Raw genomic sequence first — 19,371 nt, forward strand, 5'->3', positions numbered from 1 at the left:
ATGTAGTTATAATCAACCGTTTACGCTTGGGCAGTTTTAGACGCTGCCATCATCTCAGCAAACTTATCAAACAATGGCGCACAGTCATGTGGACCAGGGCTGGCTTCTGGATGACCTTGGAAGCTAAAGACTGGCTTGTTGGTCAGTTCGATACCTTGGTTAGTACCATCAAACAGTGAACGGTGAGTAGATTTAACGTTGTCAGGTAGCGTGTCTTCATCGACTGCAAAACCATGGTTCTGACTGGTAATCATAACCGTGCCAGTCGCCAAATCTTGTACTGGATGGTTGGCACCATGATGGCCTGTTTTCATTTTGATAGTATTTGCACCGCTAGCCAGACCAATCAGCTGATGGCCTAAGCAGATACCAAACGTTGGCACGTCAGTTTGCTCAATGATGTGGCGTACCGCATCGATAGCGTAATCACAAGCTGCAGGGTCACCAGGGCCGTTTGATAAGAAGATGCCATCTGGATTCATCGCTAGCACATCAGCGATAGGGGTCTGTGCTGGGACAACCGTTACGTGACAACCGCGATCGACGAGCATGCGCAAGATGTTTGTTTTGCTACCGAAGTCATAAGCGACGACGTTGTATTTAGAATCGATATGAGTGCCGAGTTGCTTAAAGAAGCCGCCAGTACCACTATCATGACTACCAGGGATATCACGGTTGAGTAGGGTGTCTGATAAATCCCAGGTACCTGCTGTCCACTCGAAGTTTTCTTTAGTGCAGCATTCTTTTGCCAAGTCCATGCCCTTTAGGCCTGCAAAGCCTTTTGCTAACTCAATCGCTTTTTGCTCATCGTCGCTACTGATCGTCTCGCCGTTTGATGCAGTCATGATACAGCCGTTCTGTGCACCTTTATCACGTAATAGACGTGTTAGCTGACGGGTATCAATTTCAGCGATAGCCACTGTCTCATTACGCTGCAAATAGTTGCTAAGTGACTCTGAGTTACGGAAGTTAGAGGTTGCCATAGTGGCATCACGGATGATAAGACCGTCTGCCCATACTTTGTGGCCATTGCCAGATTCTGTGTCCTCGCTATTGGTGCCTGTATTACCGATGTGAGGGTAAGTCAAAGTCACCAGCTGGCGGGCATAACTTGGATCGGTTAGGATTTCTTGATACCCTGTCATGGCTGTGTTAAATACCACTTCACCAATACGATGACCTAGGCTGCCGATACTGACACCGCGAAAGATTGTACCGTCTGCTAGTGCCAAAATTGCTTGTATTTCTGCCGATGAATTCAAGGATTGCCTCCGCTGTTATTGGTGAGTGCCATCGTGTTTTGTTGGTCTAAAATTGCTCCGTATCCTTTTATTTACGGCATTTGACTGTTGTCATATAAAAGTAAAAAAAGGGCGATACACAAAAATTTTCCACAAAAAAGCGAGAAGACATTATTGATGAAAACTACAAAACCCACTAGATAGTGAATAGGTAACTTGCATCATGTCCGCTCGCTTAGGCACAGATTTTGCGTATTATATACAAAATAGACGGTTATAGCTAGCCGATTTACTGGATTAATAGTCATTTCATAGCTAATAATGAGGTCTTTATAAATATATTCACTTTATAAAATAGCCTAAGCGGATATTAACTCCTTTCTCTTTTATCGAATTCGACATTAAGCGTATATTGATAGCGCTGGATTTTCGCAGTTGGCTTTGCCACAATGGACAGCGCAGCGCTAGACCCAATTTTTATAATCGTTTGTTATAACAATAATGAAGATGACAAGGAGTCGTTATGATTTATCAGTATTTAGACAAAACCCCTGAATTTGCTGCACCGTTCAACGGTTGGGTAGCAGATTCAGCGCAAGTGATGGGCGATGTATATTTAGGTCATCAAGCCAATATTTGGTTCGGTGCAGTGATACGCGGTGACAACGATCGTATCCATATCGGTGACTATAGTAATGTACAAGAAAATAGTGTGATTCACACCGATGCAGGTATTAAGGTGAAAATCGGTAATTACGTGACTATCGGCCATCTGGCTATGCTACATGGCTGTGAAGTCGGTGATAATAGCTTGATTGGTATTGGTGCTGTGGTGCTCAATAATGTCAAAATCGGTAAAAACTGTCTGATAGGGGCGAAAGCCTTGATTACTGAAGGTCAGGTGATTCCTGATAACTCGCTAGTGATGGGCGCGCCTGCAAAAGTAGTCAAGACGCTAACAGATGAGCAAGCAGCGATGCTAAAAATGTCAGCGCTACATTATGCTGAGCGTTGTCAAAAGTTTAAAACAGGCTTAACAGAAATAGCGATGCCTGACTAAAGGTAAATAGTCTAAGCAATTCTAAAGGGATAGATTACAAGGTACAGGCTTATTTCGTTTACATGCTATTTAAGTGATGTGCTCAGCTTTAGTAGATAACTGTACCCAATTTTATTAAACGATTCATATTTTTTCGCAACCAACGATAAGGTCTCACCATGCAGGCAAATCAAGCACAAACAAAACAAAAACAGCTGGCATTATTTGATTTAGATCATACATTACTTGATGTCGATAGCGATTATCTCTGGGGCGAGTATATCGTAAAGCATGACCTTGTCGATGAGGCGCAGTACCGCACTGCCAATCAGAAGTTTTATAATGACTATATCGAAGGTACGCTAGACGCGACAGAGTATAATGAATTCGTTGCGCAGTTTTTAAGCAGTCTGCCGCTTGATAGACTTGATGAGCTAAGAGAAGACTATATCAAAAGCGAAATCGAGCCACATATTCGCCCAAAAGCGATGGAAGCATTGTGTCAGCATATTGAGCAAGGACACGATGTGGTAATTATTTCTGCGACCAATGATTTTGTGGTATCGGCCATTGCTAAGCGGTTTGGTATTGAAGCTGCCAATGTATTGGCAACGCCACTCGAGATCAAAGACAATCGCTACACAGGTAAGCTAACTGACAGACCAAACTTCCAAGCGGGCAAAATATACCATTTGGATAAATGGCTAAATAAACAGCAAGCCTCTGGCATTACCTTTGAAAAAACATATGCGTATTCAGATTCCAAAAATGATATTCCGTTACTCGAATGGGCTGATGTGGCCGTTTGCGTATCACCTGATGATGCGTTACATGCGCATGCTTTGGCACATCGCTGGGCAGTAGAAGATTGGTCAATATAGACTGTCCAATCTAATAATAGTAGCAACATTGGCAATAGCATTAATTAGTGAACCGTTTAGTCTCAATCTCATTTAAAATAGCGCCACATTCGTTATTTATTTTTATTAGAAAAACAGGAACATTTATGGAAATCAATCCGTATCAAGAGCAAATTAAAGATTTATCAGAGCGTGGGCAGGATTTGCGGAGGTATCTTTGACTTCGATGGTAAGCAAGAACGCTTAGAAGAAGTCAATTTGGAATTAGAAAACCCTGAGCTATGGAACGATCCAGAGCGCGCGACCAAAATCAACAAAGAAAAAAGTCACCTTGATGGTGTCATCGATGTGGTGGTTTCTCTTGAAACCACACTAGAAGACGCGTCTGCCATGCTAGAGTTGGCAGTCGAAGCAGAAGATGAGTCCTTGCTAGCCGACGTGCAGAGCGAGCTAGATAGCGCTGAGAAACGTGTTGCTGATTTAGAATTCCGCCGGATGTTTAGCGGTGAGATGGATCCAAATAACTGCTACTTAGATATTCAGTCGGGCAGTGGCGGTACTGAAGCGCAAGATTGGGCTGAAATGCTACTACGCATGTATACGCGCTGGGCAGAAGCTCATGGCTTTAAAGTAGATGTGATTGAAGTATCTTCAGGCAGCGTGGCTGGTATTAAGTCGGCAACGATTGAGATCAAAGGCGATTATGCGTTTGGTTGGTTGCGTACCGAGATTGGCGTCCACCGTTTGGTGCGTAAGTCACCATTTGATAGTAATAATGGTCGTCATACCTCGTTTGCAGCGGTATTTGTCTCACCTGAAATAGATGATAACGTCGAGATTGATATCAATCCAGCTGACTTGCGTATCGATACCTATCGCTCATCTGGAGCGGGTGGCCAGCACGTAAACACGACAGATTCTGCGGTACGTATTACCCATGAGCCGTCGGGCGTGGTAGTGACCTGTCAGAATGAGCGTAGTCAACATGGTAACAAAGCCACCGCCATGAAGATGCTACGTGCTAAGCTTTATGAGCTTGAAATGCAAAAACGTATGGAATCACAGCAAGCGGTAGAAGACGGTAAGTCTGATGTTGGCTGGGGCAGTCAAATTCGCTCATACGTGCTCGATGACTCTCGTATCAAGGACTTGCGTACGGGTGTTGAAACCTTTAACACTGGTGCCGTACTAGATGGTGACCTCGATCAGTTCATCGAAGCGAGTTTAAAAGCAGGACTGTAAAAGGCCGTTTTAAATAAGCAGCCGTTTTAAAATAGTAACTAATTGAAATAGTAACCAATATTTAATTAAGGAAAATTATGCCAAGCGTTAATAATTATTTTGATGATAAAGTGACTTCTATTGCCTTTCAAACGGCTACTAAGCCTGCAACTGTCGGCGTTATGGAAATTGGTGAGTATGAGTTTGGCACCAGTGAATTTGAAACCATGAGTGTGGTGAGCGGTGCATTGACTGTCAAGCTACCAGAGAGTGATGAGTGGCAAACCTTTAACGCTGGCAAGCAGTTTACCGTCGAAGCCAATCAGAAGTTCCAAGTAAAAGTAGACGTCGAAACCGCTTATCTATGTGTATACGGTAAATAATGACTTCTAAGTTATAGCAGTATCAAAACGAAAAACGCCAAGTATTTGATGCTTGGCTTTTTTTATTTCCGAACTATAAAAAACTATAAGTTTTTACGGTACTGCACCATGTCCGTTAAGCTTGCGACTTTGTCATACAGTTGGCGTGCATTAGCATTACTTTCTTGAGTTTTCCAATAAACGTGATTACAGCCTTTTTCATCAGCAAAACCATATACGGCTTCAATTAATATTCGTCCGATGCTCTGTCCACGTACAGACTCATCGACATAGAGGTCTTGTAGATAACAACATGCCGTACTACTCCAAGACGTTGGATGTATTACGACATGGGTAAAACCTACCAATGTACCATTCTTCCACGCCCCAATTCCATAAGTAGCGACGTCGTTATTGAGCAAGTTGCGCCATGTTGTATCAGTCGTGCTCATGGGCAAACTGGTCTCATAAAAGGTTAGGTAGCTTTGCCATAATGTTAACCAAAAGTCGTAATCGGCGCGAGCTAGGGGTTTTATTTCTACAGATGAAGGGTACATTTTATTTTAATAAACTTAAGTCGTGAGTAGTGCTAAATTATGCCTCACAAACGCATCGTTTAGCATCCATAATTTCAATTTTATTTTACACATCGATTACACTTTGTCTGTGCCAAATAAACAGCAAAAACTACCGCCATTAATTATGCTAAAACCATGAATTCTTAAAGGTATATAGGTTTATGACAAAGGCAAAATTACAGACTAGCCAGCAGACAATGACCAAAGACGTGCGTCATGATTACGAGCATCTCGCACGCCGTGCCAATTTGCGTTATGTGAGTGACGACGAACCAGGCTACGAGCGCAGACGCTGGGGTCGCGGCTTTACTTATCGTGATGCAACGGGTAACACGGTAAAAGACAGAGCATTGCGTCAGCGTTTTGATGCGTTGGTGATACCGCCCATGTGGTCAGAGGTGTGGATATGCAAAGACGAAAGAGGCCACCTACAATCAACAGGGCGAGACGAAAAATCTCGCAAGCAGTATCTGTATCATCCGTCATGGAACAATATTCGTGACCAAGCAAAGTTTGATGCGATGATAGGGTTTGCAGAGGCGCTGCCCAATTTACGCGCGCAGGTCGAGACAGATTTGGAAGCAGAATCGTTGTCACGCACCAATGTGCTTGCTGCCGTTGTTAAATTGCTAGAGACCACTTTGATTCGTATTGGCAATAGCCGCTACGCCAAACAAAACAAAAGTTATGGTCTGAGTACGCTACGCAGCAAGCATGTCAGTGAAACCGACAATGGACTGGCGTTTGATTTCGTCGGAAAAAGCGCGAAAGAACACCACATTGAGCTACAAGACGAGCGATTGATTGACATCGTGCAGGCCTGTTCTGAGCTGCCCGGTTATCAAATATTCAAATATCTAGATGACAACGGACATAAGCAAGTCGTTGACAGTAATGATATCAATGACTACTTACGGGTGCATACGTGCGGCATGGACTGCGAAAGCAAACTGTACAGCGCAAAAGATTTTCGTACATGGATGGCCAGTGTACTCGCAGCAAGCTATCTATATGATGAGCTACAAACGACTGCAGGCGCTAACATATTAACCAGTGCGCCAGAAAGCACTGAGCGACAGCAATTAGTTACTGATATGGTAAAAAGCGTGGCAGCAGAGCTAGGCAACACACCAACCGTATGCCGTGCCTCTTATATTCATCCCATTGTCATTGAGCGTTTTTTGACAGGGCAGTTCTTTGAGACTTACAAACAAGCACGCCGTGGACGAACCAAGAAGTACCAAAGCTGTGAAGAGAAAGCGTTATTAGGGTTTTTAAGAGCTGATGTTTAAGTGTGAGGTTTTAGATAATAATATTAAGGTGTTAATTCTTTAATAGGAAATTGAAAATATGTGGCAGTACCTTAGCTAATGTAGGTGTCTTCGTGGACTTATAGCGAATTAATAATAATTAGTTATAGATTATCTTTATTTCTATAAAATAAAAATGATACGTTATGTATTGAAATAAACGTAAAAATGCGTTACTAATAGAGCATGATAAATACGAACCTATGAAACGGTCTATAGGATGTGGCCGTTTTTTAATCATAAATACCATTTTACCAGTTACCTGCTATTGCTAAAGGATTAGCTTATGAACACCGCCTCTCAAACCCCGACGAATATTGATACAGACACTACCGCCACGCCCAAAAACTATACCGATTATTATAATAATTTTGATATGGATACACTGCTGTCAGAAATATTTGGCGAGCAGGTAGGTGATCGACTAAATGCTTATATGGCTTGCTGTGGTCGTCATGTACGTGACGGCCGCGCTGACAATGCCGCGCTAGTACACGAAGATACCGCAGGCAATATAACACGCATGAGCTTTGGTGAGCTTGACAAAGCGAGTGCTCAAATCGCTAACTTGCTACAGTCGTATGGGGTAAAAGCGGGTGACAAGGTAGCGACGATGCTACCGCGCACGCCTGAGCTGCTAACCGTCGTATTAGCAACTTGGCGCATCGGCGCGGTATATCAGCCGCTATTTACCGCATTTGGCTATGACTCAATCAAGTATCGGATGGACAAAGCCGATACCAAAGTCGTTTTTACTAACTTAGAAAATCGCAGCAAGTTTGAAGATTTGGCTGAGCAAACCAAAATGGTATTGGTCGGCAGTGTGGAGGATGCCCAGACATGGGGTGATGATCACTATATCCAGTCTATGGCAGCACAGCTGCAAACGTTTGAACCTATGATGCTTGATACGGATGCGCCATTTTTGCAAATGTTTACCTCAGGCACGGTTGGCAAATCAAAAGGCGTCAGCGTTCCATTGGCTGCGTTACCTGCTTTTTACCTATATATGCGTTATGCCATCGACCTACGCGAAGATGATCAGTATTGGAACATGGCCGATCCAGGCTGGGCGTATGGCTTGTACTATGCCATCACAGGGCCTCTGTTACTGGGCATCACCACTTATTTTAATGAAGCAGGATTCGATGCGACCCATACCCATGACTTTATGGTGCGTCATAAGATTACCAATTTGGCCTCTTCACCAACCGCATTTCGAATGATGAAATCTAGTGGTGTGTTTGATAGTATTAATGAAGGTGCTCATAACGATACTAATGCTAAGCTGTCTTTACGCTGTGCCAACTCGGCAGGTGAGACGCTAAACACCGAAGTGGTCAACTGGGTTGAAACCTATTTAGAATGCCAAGTCAAAGACCAATATGGGCAAACAGAGACTGGCATGACGTGCTGTGCACATCATGCACTGGCGCATGATTGTCCTGTTGGCTCGATGGGTATGGCACTACCAGGTCATACGTTAGTCGTACTAGATGATGATATGAATGTGCTACCGGATGGTGAGCAAGGGCAGCTAGCAGTCGTGGTCAGTCAGTCACCTGCGTTCTATTTCCGAGGCTATAGCTGGAATGAAAAACAAGCATTTGTAGATGATTACTATCTGACAGGCGACGTGGTCGAGCGTCATAGTGACGGCAGTTACTGGTTCTCAGGCCGTGATGATGACATTATTATTACCGCAGGTTACCGCGTAGGGCCTACTGATGTCGAAAACACTGTATTAGAGCATGAAGCAGTGGCAGAATCTGCGGCGGTAGGCGTGCCAGATGAAGTGCGCGGTCACACTATTAAGTCTTATGTGGTACTAAAAGATGGCATCGAAGGCAGTGAGCAAATTGCCAAAGAAATCCAAGAGCTAGTACGCAAACGCCTATCCACTCATGCTTATCCGCGTGAGGTCGAGTTTGTGACAGAACTGCCGAAAACGCCAAGTGGCAAGATACAACGCTTTTTGCTGCGTAGTCTGTCTGCCGCATAAATAATTTGGCAAAGCGTCTATACATTCAATAGAAAAATATCTAATAAGAAGCAAAAATTTAAAGGAATAATCATGCAAGTTAAAGAAAACAGCTTTTTGGTCACAGGCGGGGCATCAGGATTAGGTGAATCAGTGGCTCGGGCGATTGTAGGTCAAGGTGGCAACGTCATTATCGCTGATTTAAATGAATCTGCTGGACAAGCTCTGGTCGCTGAGCTAGGTGATAGTGCGCGCTTTGTGCGCTGTGATATCACTAATGGTGATGAAGTACAATCAGCGGTCGAAATGGCAGAATCAGCTTTCGGCGGCCTACAAGGTTCAATCAATTGTGCTGGTATCGTAGTGGTACAAAAACTGCTAGATCGCGATAACAATCCGGCAGACCTTGAGGCATTTAGCCGCGGAGTCAATATCAATCTGGTTGGTTCATTTAACGTCGCTCGTTTGGTTGCTGCTAGCATTGCCAAGCGCATAGCGAATGACAGTAGTGCAGGCGACCATGTAGAGAAGAACATAGATCAAGGTATTATCATTAATACAGCTTCTATCGCAGCCTTTGACGGACAAGTCGGTCAAGCCAGTTATTCTTCGTCCAAGGCAGGCGTGGTTGGTCTGACCTTGCCACTTGCTCGCGAGCTAGCGCGTCATGGTATACGCGTTATGACCATCGCACCAGGTGTCTTTGCTACGCCGATGATGGACAGCATTCCTGAAAAGGCACGCGAGCAGCTAGAGGCAGGTGTGCCATATCCCAAACGTTTAGGCGCACCCAATGAGTTTGCCAAATTGGTGACTCATATCATCGATAATGCTTACCTAAATGGTGAAGTGATTCGCTTAGATGGTGCGATTCGCATGGTGTAACAGTTTAGTGAGTGATTCATCATTTTTGCACAAAACGTATCTACAGAATCTGGCATAGTGCTTTGATACATATGATTAATGACAAAAAATTAATTATGGGAATCAGAGTTTATGCTATTTTTTTATAAAAAATCTTATCCATCAAATGAGCAGCCTACGCCTTGGCTGCCTATCATTATTGGTCTTAGTCTTGCTGCCATTGTCAGCACAAGCGCTATTGCTTATGTCAAAAGCACCTCAAAACCAGAAACCCCCATTCCTCCTTCTATAATCATTGATAGAGTCTTTGTCGACAAATCAGACCGTATCTTAAAACTGATGAGCGATGGTAAAGTTATTAGGTCGTATCGTATTGTGCTAGGAGGCAGTCCATCAGGTCATAAGCAACAAGAAGGTGACCAACGTACGCCAGTTGGGGTTTATACATTAGATTATAAGAATGAAAACTCCATTGCCTATCGTTCTATTCATATTAGTTATCCCAATGATGAGGACAAGGCACGAGCAAAGTCATTGGGGGTCAATCCAGGTGGCGATATCATGATTCATGGGCAAATGAATGGCTTTGGATATTTGGCATTGTTTAATCAACGACGTGATTGGACAGATGGCTGTATCGCTGTTGCCAATGATGAGATGGATGAAATTATGGATGCAGTGACACTTGGTACTCCTATCGAAATCGTGGAGTAGAACAGTCGGATTTTATCTAATCCATACTAAATAGATGCACTATTCATTAACGTATTTAATGGAGGTTTATCTTTCATTTGCACTAATAAAATGGCACAACTGATCTACTAACTACCTTTAACTGATATTAATAGCCCATTTAAATATTATTAATAATAAATATCATTGCTTTAAGTAAGGTTTTATTTAGTAATTGTCTTGAAATAGATGTATATATACCTTATATAAGTGACAGATAACAGTAGGCACTAGACTAAGATAATCCTTAGAGGTGCTATTGAGAATACCAATTATAAAAGGATATAGACATGAGATTTGAGAAGTTTACTCAAAAACTGCAGTCCGCCATTCAAGAAGCTCAGAGCCTAGCGTTAGGTCGTGATCATACGGGCATTGATCCTGTGCATTTGCTTGCCGTGTTGCTACAAGATGAGTCTAATTTATCTATCTGCCAACAAGCAGGTGCTTCTATTCCAGCGTTAAAAAATGGCGTTGCTAAAGCATTGGATAACCAAGCAACGATTTCGGAGCCGACAGGTGACGTCAATCTAAATCCAAACTCGGTAAAAATCTTGAATTTGGCAGATCGTCAGGCGCAAAAAGAAGGCGATGATTTTATCGCAACAGAATGGGTGATGTTGGCACTCGCCGAACAAGGCGAAACCAAAAAAATATTTGAAAGTGCAGGCGTGACGGCAAGCAAACTAAAAGCGGTCATTGAGCAGCTGCGCGGTGATGATACCGTCAATAACCAAAACGCCGAAGATCAGCGTGATGCACTCAACAAATACACGATTAATCTGACTGAACAAGCAGAGCTTGGCAAGCTAGATCCAGTCATTGGCCGTGACGAAGAAATTCGCCGTACCATTCAGGTACTGTCGCGCCGTACCAAAAACAACCCTGTGCTCATCGGTGAGCCGGGCGTTGGTAAAACGGCGATTGTCGAAGGCTTGGCACAAAAAATCATCAATGGCGACGTACCAGAAGGTCTGCGCCGCAAAGAAGTGTTGTCATTAGATTTAGGCGCGCTGATTGCAGGGGCAAAATTCCGTGGTGAGTTTGAAGAACGCCTCAAAAGCGTATTGAGCGACTTGGCCAAACAAGAAGGCAATGTCATTCTGTTCATCGATGAGCTGCATACGATGGTTGGTGCAGGCAAGTCTGAAGGTGCGATGGATGCGGGTAATATGCTAAAACCTGCTTTGGCACGCGGTGAGCTGCACTGCGTTGGTGCGACCACCCTTGATGAGTATCGCCAGTACATCGAAAAAGACGCTGCGCTTGAACGTCGTTTTCAAAAGGTTTTGGTCGATGAGCCAACAGTCGAAGATACCATTGCGATATTACGGGGTTTAAAAGAGCGTTACGAGTTGCACCATGGCGTCGATATTCAAGATAGCGCCATCATTGCTGCTGCGCGCATGAGCCATCGCTATATCACTGACCGTAAGCTACCAGATAAGGCGATTGATTTAATTGACGAAGCAGCCAGCCGCTTGCGTATGGAGATGGACAGCAAGCCTGAATCATTAGGTAAACTCGATAGTCGCCTCATTCAGCTAAAAATGCAGCGTGAGGTGCTCAAAAACGAAGAAGATGCTGGCGCGCAAGCTGAGCGTAAAGTGCTCGATGCGCAAATAGCAGAATTGGAAAAAGAGTACGCTGATCTTAATGAAGTTTGGCAGGCAGAGAAAGCGTTGGTCAAAGGCAGTCAACAGCTAAAAGACGAGCTGGATAAAGCCCGTATCGCTTATGACAAAGCCAGTCGTGAAGGCGATTATGAGACCATGAGTAAGCTGCAATATGAGACCATTCCGCAGCTTGAGCGCCGTATTCATGAGTCTGACTTGGCTGAGCAAAAAGAGCAGACAGGTGAAGGTAGCGGTGTCAAATTGCTACGTAATAAGGTGACAGACAACGAAATCGCCGAAGTGGTTGCGGCCGCGACTGGTATTCCAGTCAGCAAAATGATGCAAGGCGAGCGTGATAAGATGATCGCAATGGAAGAAAAGCTCCATGAGCGTGTTATCGGTCAAAACGAAGCGGTCGAATCGGTGGCCAATGCGGTACGTCGTAGCCGTGCAGGCTTATCTGATCCCAACCGTCCTTCAGGCTCGTTCTTATTCTTAGGACCTACAGGCGTTGGTAAGACAGAGCTGACCAAATCACTAGCGAACTTCTTATTTGACTCTGAAGATGCAATCGTACGTATCGACATGAGTGAATATATGGAAAAACATAGTGTCAGTCGTCTTGTAGGGGCACCTCCAGGTTACGTTGGTTACGAAGAAGGCGGTACGTTGACTGAAGCGGTACGCCGTAAGCCATATAGCGTCATATTGTTCGATGAAGTGGAAAAAGCGCATCCAGATGTGTTCAACATCTTGCTACAAGTATTGGACGATGGTCGCTTAACCGATTCGCAAGGTCGGGTGGTAGATTTCAAAAACACCGTCATTATCATGACCAGTAACTTGGGTTCGCACAAGATTCAGGAAATGGTTGGCGAGAGCTACGAGGATATCAAAGCGGAAGTAATGGATTCTGTTGGGCAGCATTTCCGTCCAGAGTTCGTCAACCGTATTGATGAAATCGTAGTATTCCATCCGCTTGGTATGTCGCAGATGGCAGGTATTGCCGATATTCAATTGAATCGTTTGCGTCAGCGTATCCAAGAGCGTGAGATGGATATTGAGCTATCAGCAGATGCGATGAATAAATTGGTTGCCGTGGGCTATGACCCTGTTTATGGTGCTCGTCCTTTGAAGCGTGCCATTCAACAAGAGATCGAAAACCCATTGTCATTGAAGCTATTGGCAGGTGATTTTGTCGCTGGTGATATTATCAAAGTCGATGTGGGTGCCGATGACAAGCTAACTTTTGATAAGCTTAGAATGAGCTAATCAGTTTATCCTTGACATCTTTATAACCCAACTGTACGCTTAAAACAAACCCCTTATCTACAATCGTAGGTAAGGGGTTTTTATTTATAAGACGCGTTTTACGTTACTGTTTTTTTACCATTTCGATATCCCTTGAGTCTCAGGACTATGCTATAACTAAATCAATGAATAATAGTATCAGTATCAACTGAATGGAGAAACAGAACGATGACAGCCCATATTGAACGTATAAATATACCTTTAACTTCGCCACTAATCATTGCAGCATTATTGTTTAGCACTGCTGCGTGCTCCAATCCTTCAGCAGTAAGTACTAGTAATAATAAAAGTACCACAACAGAGTCTAAAGAGATTTCTACTTCAGATAACGATACTCAAACCGCCACAAAAAGCACTACACAAACAAAGACTAGCAAGCCTGACTTTACGACCAAAGCAATCGCTACCTTTGATGAGCCTTGGGCTATGACAGCGTTACCTATTACAGATAGCAAAGCGCCAAAATTACTAGTAACACAAAAAACAGGTGAGCTATTTATCGTAGATACAGCGACGGGTAATAAGACCAAAATCGAAGGCATGCCTACAGTCGCTTACGGTGGTCAAGGCGGCTTAGGAGACATCATCGTGGCTCCAGATTTTGCGACGTCCAATACCGTTTATCTTAGCTACGCAGAAGCAGGAACAGGAGGTGATAGCAATAAATTTGGTGCTAAAGTTATCAAAGCGATACTTTCAGGATTAGAGACAGCCACACCTATATTGCAAGATATCACACCTATTTGGCAACAGTCTCCGAAAGTCACAGGGCAGGGACATTATAGTCATCGTTTGCTGTTTTCGCCTGATGGGCGCTATCTATATATCAGCTCAGGCGAGCGTCAAGACAAAGACCCAGCACAAGACATGAATGGCAATCTGGGTAAGATAATACGGTTGAGTCCTGATGGTAACACTCCGACAGACAATCCATTTACTGATAATGAGTTGGCCAAACAGTTTTGGACCATCGGACATCGCAATGTGCTTGGTATGGCATTTGACGATAGTGGACAGCTTTGGGCGCATGAAATGGGACCAAAAGGTGGTGATGAATTTAATCTGATTAAAAAAGGCAAAAACTACGGCTGGCCGATTGTATCAAATGGTCGTAATTATTCAGGCACACCAATCCCAGATCACGACACTCGTCCTGATTTTGAAATGCCCAAAATCACATGGACGCCCGTTATTTCACCGTCATCACTGAGTCTATATACGGCTGGTAGCCACAATGACTTTCCAGCATTACAAGGCGATTTTTTAATCAGTGGTTTATCTTCAAAAGCGCTTATTGTCGTAAGTATCGATGAAGATGATAGTGCTACTGAACGCTATCGTTATGACATGGGTGAGCGTGTCCGCAGCGTACTGGCTGTTGATGGGCAGGTCTGGGCATTGGAAGATGGTGATGGTGGACGATTACTCAGATTATTGCCTAAGTAACATCATGATAAAGCTGCTTTTACATCTGTATTTATGTAGACATTTTAAAAAAAACTATCAATCTTATTAGAATAAGTTAAAGGTTTTATCAAGTTTTATTTTGTAATTGATTGATAGTTAAAGCCTATTTTGTTAAGGTAATATTCCTTAAATTTTGAGACTTGCACATGGAAGAAGTAAAAGTAGGCAGATTAGGACCTTTTCCACGGGTGAGTAAACCTGTGTTTATTACATCGTCACTGTTGATCGTTGGATTTATTATTTTCGGTGCGCTTTTCACTGAAACAGCAGGGGCAGTTTTTAGTTTTTTACAGAATTTTATTACCGATAAGTTCGGTTGGTTATTTATTATCTTAGTGAATACAGCGCTCGGGCTTTGCATTTACTTAGGAATGAGTCGCTATGGTGATATTCGTTTAGGCAATCAAACGGAGCGACCGCAGTACAATCTGTTTTCTTGGATTGGCATGTTGTTCTCTGCGGGTATTGGTATTGGTCTCGTCTATTGGGGTACAGCGGAGCCGTTGTATCACTTTATGGCACCACCAATGGGCGAGGCCGAAACGGTTGAAGCCGCAAAGCAAGCGATGAATATCTCATTTATGCATTGGGGTCTACACGCTTGGGGCATCTATACGATTGTGGCACTGTCGTTAGCGTATTTTCATTTTCGTCGCGGTTTGCCTTTATCGATTCGCTCAACCTTGTATCCTTTACTTGGCAAAAGAATCTATGGCCGCTGGGGGCATACGGTCGATATCTTGGCCGTGTTTGGTACGATGTTTGGTGTGGTCACCTCACTCGGGCTTGGAGTGATGCAGATCAATGCGGGACTTGAGAAACTATTTGGCATGCCGAATAGTCTCACTGTACAGTTCGGTTTGATAGCTTTCATCACAGCGCTTGCAGCCGCTTCCGTTATGATGGGTCTGGATAAAGGTATTAAGCGCCTTAGTGATATCAATATCGGTTTTACAATCGTTTTATTGGTATTCATGGTTGCTTTAGGGCCAACGCTCTTTATATTTGATAGCTTTATCGAAAATATCGGCAACTATCTGACCGTGATCGTGCCTTTGGGTACGTGGGGCGAGTCTTATAGTGGAACAGATTGGCAAAGTGCTTGGACGATATTTTATTGGGCATGGTGGGTGAGCTGGGCACCATTCGTTGGTATCTTTATTGCCCGTATCTCTCGTGGCCGTACCATCCGTGAGTTTACGTTTGGGGTGCTATTAATCCCTATGCTTATCTTGTTCTTTTGGTTCACGACCTTTGGTGGCGTAGCGATTCACATGGAGCTTGCCTCTGCTGTGACAGGTATTAGCCCAGGGTTGGTTGAAGCAGTACAAGCAGACACGGGTAGCGCAATCTTTAAGCTGGTTGAGTACTACCCACTAGCCAAACCGATTACGTTAATGATTGTTGTCATGATTATGCTTTGGTTTGTAACTTCGTCAGATTCAGCCAGTTTTGTTATTGACATGTTGACCGCTGGTGGTGATACCAATCCACCAAAGATTCAGCGTTTGTTTTGGGCAACCACAGAAGGCGTTATCGCTGCCATATTGTTAGCGGCTGGTGGATTGTCTGCTTTGCAGGCAGCTGCCATCGTAGCAGGATTGCCATTTGCTTTAGTGGTTTTTGTCATAATGTATGCGTTGTTGCGGGGCCTTAGCCGTGACCGTTTGATTCTATATCGAGCGCAGCAAAGCTTTATCACAGATGAATCAGCAGATCATAACTCAGCTGATGAGTTTGTTGACGAGCATCTACTAAAAGGGCCACCTAAGATTGTAAAAGGTGACTAAAAGCAGGTGAAAGTAAGACAACTACTCAAGCTTTTAACAGAAGAAGCCCCAATTTATTTTTAAATTGGGGCTTCTTTATTGGGTGAAGATACTTAAATTTATTCAGGACAGATTCGGATTGCTGAAAATTATTACCGAAATGTTACTACCATTTCTATACATTCGGCAGTATTTACAAGGTGTTATATTTGATAATTCGTTCATACCTTGGTATGGTTACGCACTTTTTTGGGGATATACCTATGGATCATGTAAAAGTTGGCCGATTAGGCCCTTTTCCGCGGGTAAGTAAACCTGTATTTTTGACTTCAGCAATCTTGATACTAGCGTTCATTATTTTTGGCGCTTTATTCAATGAACAAGCAGAAGTCGTATTTAACCAAGCAAAAGCATTTGTCTCTTTGCGCTTTGGCTGGTTCTTTATTGTCGTGGTCAATTTAACATTGGTCATGAGTATTTATATGATATTTAGCCGCTACGGCGATATCAGACTCGGTCATCAGAATGAGAGGCCAGAGTACAATATGGTTTCTTGGATTGGTATGCTGTTTTCAGCAGGTATCGGTATCGGGCTGCTTTATTGGGGCACTGCTGAGCCGTTGTATCACTTCATGGCACCACCATTAGGCGAGGCGGAGACAGTTGCCGCTGCCAAGCAAGCGATGAATATCTCGTTCCTACATTATGGTCTACATGTATGGGCGCTATATGGCATGGTTGCGCTATCGCTGGCATATTTTCATTATCGAGTAGGTTTACCACTGGCTATCCGTTCGACACTTTATCCAATATTGGGTAAAAAGATCTACGGCGGTTGGGGGCATACGGTAGATACGCTTGCCGTATTTGGTACGATGTTTGGGGTAGTGACCACGTTAGGTCTTGGCGTCTTGCAGATTAACTCAGGCCTTGAGACGTTATTTGGTATACCCAATAATATTACGGTGCAGATTATTTTGATTGGCCTTATCACCATGCTAGCAGGGTTATCTCTGTTTATGGGGTTGGATAAAGGCATCAAGCGTCTAAGTGATACCAATATATTGTTCACTGTGATATTGCTAAGTTTTGTGATTATCTTTGGACCTACGCAGTTTATCTTTAACAGCTTCGTAGAAAACATCGGCAACTATTTGCATCAAATCGTGCCGTTAGGTCTATGGACAGAGTCTTATAGAGGCGAAGAAAATTGGCAAGCTTCTTGGACGATTTTCTATTGGGCATGGTGGATTAGCTGGTCACCATTCGTTGGAGTATTCGTTGCACGTATCTCTCGTGGCCGTACCATCCGTGAGTTTATATTAGGCGTATTATTAATTCCTATTACGATCTTGTTTTTGTGGTTTACTGCTTTTGGTGGTTCTGCGGTAAATATGGAGTTGGTAGCAGCAGCAGACCCTAACATAGTTAGCCCAGGTCTGATCGAAGCGGTCAAAGCCGATACAGGTAGCGCTATCTTTAAATTGATGGAATCTTATCCATTAACAGGTGCGGTCAACTTGCTCATCGTGGTGATGATTGTATTATGGTTTGTTACCTCGTCAGATTCAGCCAGTTTTGTTATAGATATGCTGACATCAGGTGGTGATACCAATCCGCCAAAGATTCAGCGCTTATTTTGGGCAGGTTCTGAAGGTGTTATCGCCGCTGTATTATTGGCAGCAGGTGGTTTGAGTGCATTACAAGCGGCATCGATTGTCTCAGGGTTTCCTTTTGCTATTGTGATCGTCGTGATGATGTATTCTCTATTGCGCGGTCTCAGTCGAGATCGTTTGATACTGTATCGTAATCAGCAATGGTTCACCACAGAAGAGTCGGCAGAGCATAACTCGGCCAATGAATTCCGTGATGAAGAGTTGCTAAAAGGCCCACCAGCACTTGAGAAAGATGCTTAAGCTTTAGAGTTTATTTCTTAGCTACAAAAATACCCAGCTTGTCATAAGCTGGGTATTTTTATAGATGCTCAAAACATATTTGGTCATAAAATAGCTTCATAGCTTAACGGCATTCACCTTTTGCATAACCAATAGCTGCAGGAATATTACAGGCTGAGCAGGCATTGCTAGCCGTTCGGTAGCTAAAAACTGATCCAACTTTCGTCTTTGCACAGACGGGTTCATATTGTGCCGTACAGATATTGTTGGCAGGGTTAGCGGGCGGGCATTGAGTAAGAGCACCTTCAAATGGCTGGCTGATATCAGGGTTGGATGGGGTAGATGTTTGACCAGACGTGCCTACATTAAACATAGAGCTACAGCCAGTTACTGCTAAAGCTAAAGTCAGTATCAGTAATGACGGTTTGAACGAAGATTGATTAATTGTGGAAAATCGACAAGTAGATAGAGTTTGTTTCATAAGAAATGTCCTTATTCATAATATTCGATAGCGTCCTGTTATCGATGATGGATTTACCTACTGATGACAAACGCTTAAGTATTTATGGTAGCTCATTTATCAATAGCTATCTACTTAAACACCATACAAAAAACCCCAAGCTCAATTGAGTTTGGGGTTTTGTTTTCTGCCATCAAATACTGATTTTATGACAGTATGTCTAAATCAAAGACATCTAGACTGACGACCTTCGCTTATTCAGCTGGTTTGTCATCTTGGTTTAGCTGCACGTACTTGTCAAAGTTTTGAGCATAATCAGTCAAATTGTCGCTCAGCATTTGGCGATACTGTTTGACATAAAACTCGACGATATCGTCTTTTTCTTTGGCGAAATCATCGCCTTTGACGAAGCCGATAGAGGCAACTGATGCGCTATAGCGTGCTGCAGCATACAATAAAGAAGCACCTACTTGACCTGAATGTGCTTCAGGACCTAGCTGACTGTTGGCGATACCGATGATAGCGTCAGCACGTTGATAGAATGCCTGCATTTCAGGGGTGATTTCGATGTTAGCATCAGCGTTTTGGTCTTGAATATTGTCTTGAGACATAAGCAACTCCTAATAATAAGTGTCAGTAGTTTTTAGTATAAAAATGGTTGATAA

Annotated in this window: 16 protein-coding genes; 12 read left to right on the plus strand and 4 right to left on the minus strand. The window is 43.4% G+C overall.

All coding sequences use genetic code 11. The features are described from left to right. Positions 1 to 20: 20 nt before the first annotated feature. Complete coding sequence (gene carA, locus CXF62_RS08125; RefSeq protein ID WP_102093797.1) at positions 21 to 1,262, minus strand: glutamine-hydrolyzing carbamoyl-phosphate synthase small subunit; 1,242 nt, start codon at positions 1,260 to 1,262, stop codon at positions 21 to 23. Between the two features lie 502 nt (positions 1,263 to 1,764). Between carA and CXF62_RS08130 the strand changes: the two genes are divergently transcribed. From CXF62_RS08130 to CXF62_RS08145, 4 genes are all read left to right on the plus strand, one after another. Next, positions 1,765 to 2,301, plus strand: a complete 537-nt coding sequence (locus tag CXF62_RS08130; protein WP_102093799.1) for a gamma carbonic anhydrase family protein — start codon at positions 1,765 to 1,767, stop codon at positions 2,299 to 2,301. A gap of 158 nt (positions 2,302 to 2,459) precedes the next feature. After that, positions 2,460 to 3,161 (plus strand): HAD family hydrolase, encoded by a 702-nt coding sequence (locus CXF62_RS08135; RefSeq protein ID WP_102091165.1) that lies wholly within the window; start codon positions 2,460 to 2,462, stop codon positions 3,159 to 3,161. A gap of 125 nt (positions 3,162 to 3,286) precedes the next feature. After that, positions 3,287 to 4,382 (plus strand): peptide chain release factor 2 gene (gene prfB, locus CXF62_RS08140; protein ID WP_102078362.1). Its coding sequence is split into 2 segments (ribosomal slippage): positions 3,287 to 3,358 and positions 3,360 to 4,382, totalling 1,095 coding nucleotides; the frame shifts between segments, so codons are not numbered across the junction. A gap of 77 nt (positions 4,383 to 4,459) precedes the next feature. Continuing rightward, on the plus strand, positions 4,460 to 4,744 hold the full coding sequence (locus CXF62_RS08145; RefSeq protein ID WP_102093800.1) for a pyrimidine/purine nucleoside phosphorylase: 285 nt from the start codon (positions 4,460 to 4,462) through the stop codon (positions 4,742 to 4,744). A gap of 83 nt (positions 4,745 to 4,827) precedes the next feature. Here the strand turns inward: CXF62_RS08145 and CXF62_RS08150 are convergent, their stop codons facing one another. Further along, a complete protein-coding gene (locus tag CXF62_RS08150; RefSeq protein ID WP_102093802.1) occupies positions 4,828 to 5,280 on the minus strand; it encodes a GNAT family N-acetyltransferase in 453 nt (150 codons plus the stop codon). Positions 5,281 to 5,462: 182 nt separating this feature from the next. On the opposite strand from CXF62_RS08150, the gene CXF62_RS08155 reads away from it, so the two are divergent. The 8 genes from CXF62_RS08155 to CXF62_RS08190 all read left to right on the plus strand — a co-directional run bounded on the left by CXF62_RS08155 (position 5,463) and on the right by CXF62_RS08190 (position 18,267). Beyond that, positions 5,463 to 6,593, plus strand: coding sequence for a DNA topoisomerase IB (locus CXF62_RS08155; RefSeq protein ID WP_102093804.1), 1,131 nt, complete (start codon positions 5,463 to 5,465; stop codon positions 6,591 to 6,593). 304 nt (positions 6,594 to 6,897) lie between these two features. After that, positions 6,898 to 8,613 (plus strand): AMP-binding protein, encoded by a 1,716-nt coding sequence (locus CXF62_RS08160; protein WP_102093805.1) that lies wholly within the window; start codon positions 6,898 to 6,900, stop codon positions 8,611 to 8,613. 72 nt (positions 8,614 to 8,685) lie between these two features. Then, complete coding sequence (locus CXF62_RS08165) at positions 8,686 to 9,477, plus strand: SDR family NAD(P)-dependent oxidoreductase (RefSeq protein ID WP_102093807.1); 792 nt, start codon at positions 8,686 to 8,688, stop codon at positions 9,475 to 9,477. A gap of 111 nt (positions 9,478 to 9,588) precedes the next feature. Next, complete coding sequence (locus CXF62_RS08170) at positions 9,589 to 10,170, plus strand: L,D-transpeptidase family protein (protein WP_102093809.1); 582 nt, start codon at positions 9,589 to 9,591, stop codon at positions 10,168 to 10,170. 308 nt (positions 10,171 to 10,478) lie between these two features. Next, complete coding sequence (gene clpB / locus CXF62_RS08175) at positions 10,479 to 13,076, plus strand: ATP-dependent chaperone ClpB (RefSeq protein WP_102093810.1); 2,598 nt, start codon at positions 10,479 to 10,481, stop codon at positions 13,074 to 13,076. A gap of 207 nt (positions 13,077 to 13,283) precedes the next feature. Continuing rightward, positions 13,284 to 14,561: a PQQ-dependent sugar dehydrogenase gene (locus tag CXF62_RS08180; RefSeq protein ID WP_102093812.1), complete on the plus strand. Its 1,278-nt coding sequence runs from the start codon at positions 13,284 to 13,286 to the stop codon at positions 14,559 to 14,561. A gap of 167 nt (positions 14,562 to 14,728) precedes the next feature. Beyond that, the gene (locus CXF62_RS08185) at positions 14,729 to 16,372 is read left to right on the plus strand and encodes a BCCT family transporter (RefSeq protein ID WP_058025181.1); all 1,644 of its coding nucleotides are present in this window, start codon (positions 14,729 to 14,731) and stop codon (positions 16,370 to 16,372) included. 242 nt (positions 16,373 to 16,614) lie between these two features. Next, complete coding sequence (locus CXF62_RS08190; protein ID WP_057760694.1) at positions 16,615 to 18,267, plus strand: BCCT family transporter; 1,653 nt, start codon at positions 16,615 to 16,617, stop codon at positions 18,265 to 18,267. 103 nt (positions 18,268 to 18,370) lie between these two features. Here the strand turns inward: CXF62_RS08190 and CXF62_RS08195 are convergent, their stop codons facing one another. Further along, complete coding sequence (locus CXF62_RS08195; RefSeq protein ID WP_228153201.1) at positions 18,371 to 18,727, minus strand: hypothetical protein; 357 nt, start codon at positions 18,725 to 18,727, stop codon at positions 18,371 to 18,373. 233 nt (positions 18,728 to 18,960) lie between these two features. Then, positions 18,961 to 19,317 (minus strand): DUF3144 domain-containing protein, encoded by a 357-nt coding sequence (locus CXF62_RS08200; protein WP_102078350.1) that lies wholly within the window; start codon positions 19,315 to 19,317, stop codon positions 18,961 to 18,963. Positions 19,318 to 19,371: the final 54 nt, after the last annotated feature.

Origin of the sequence: Psychrobacter sp. MES7-P7E (assembly GCF_002863645.1) — a bacterium.
In the GTDB taxonomy this organism is placed as follows: domain Bacteria; phylum Pseudomonadota; class Gammaproteobacteria; order Pseudomonadales; family Moraxellaceae; genus Psychrobacter.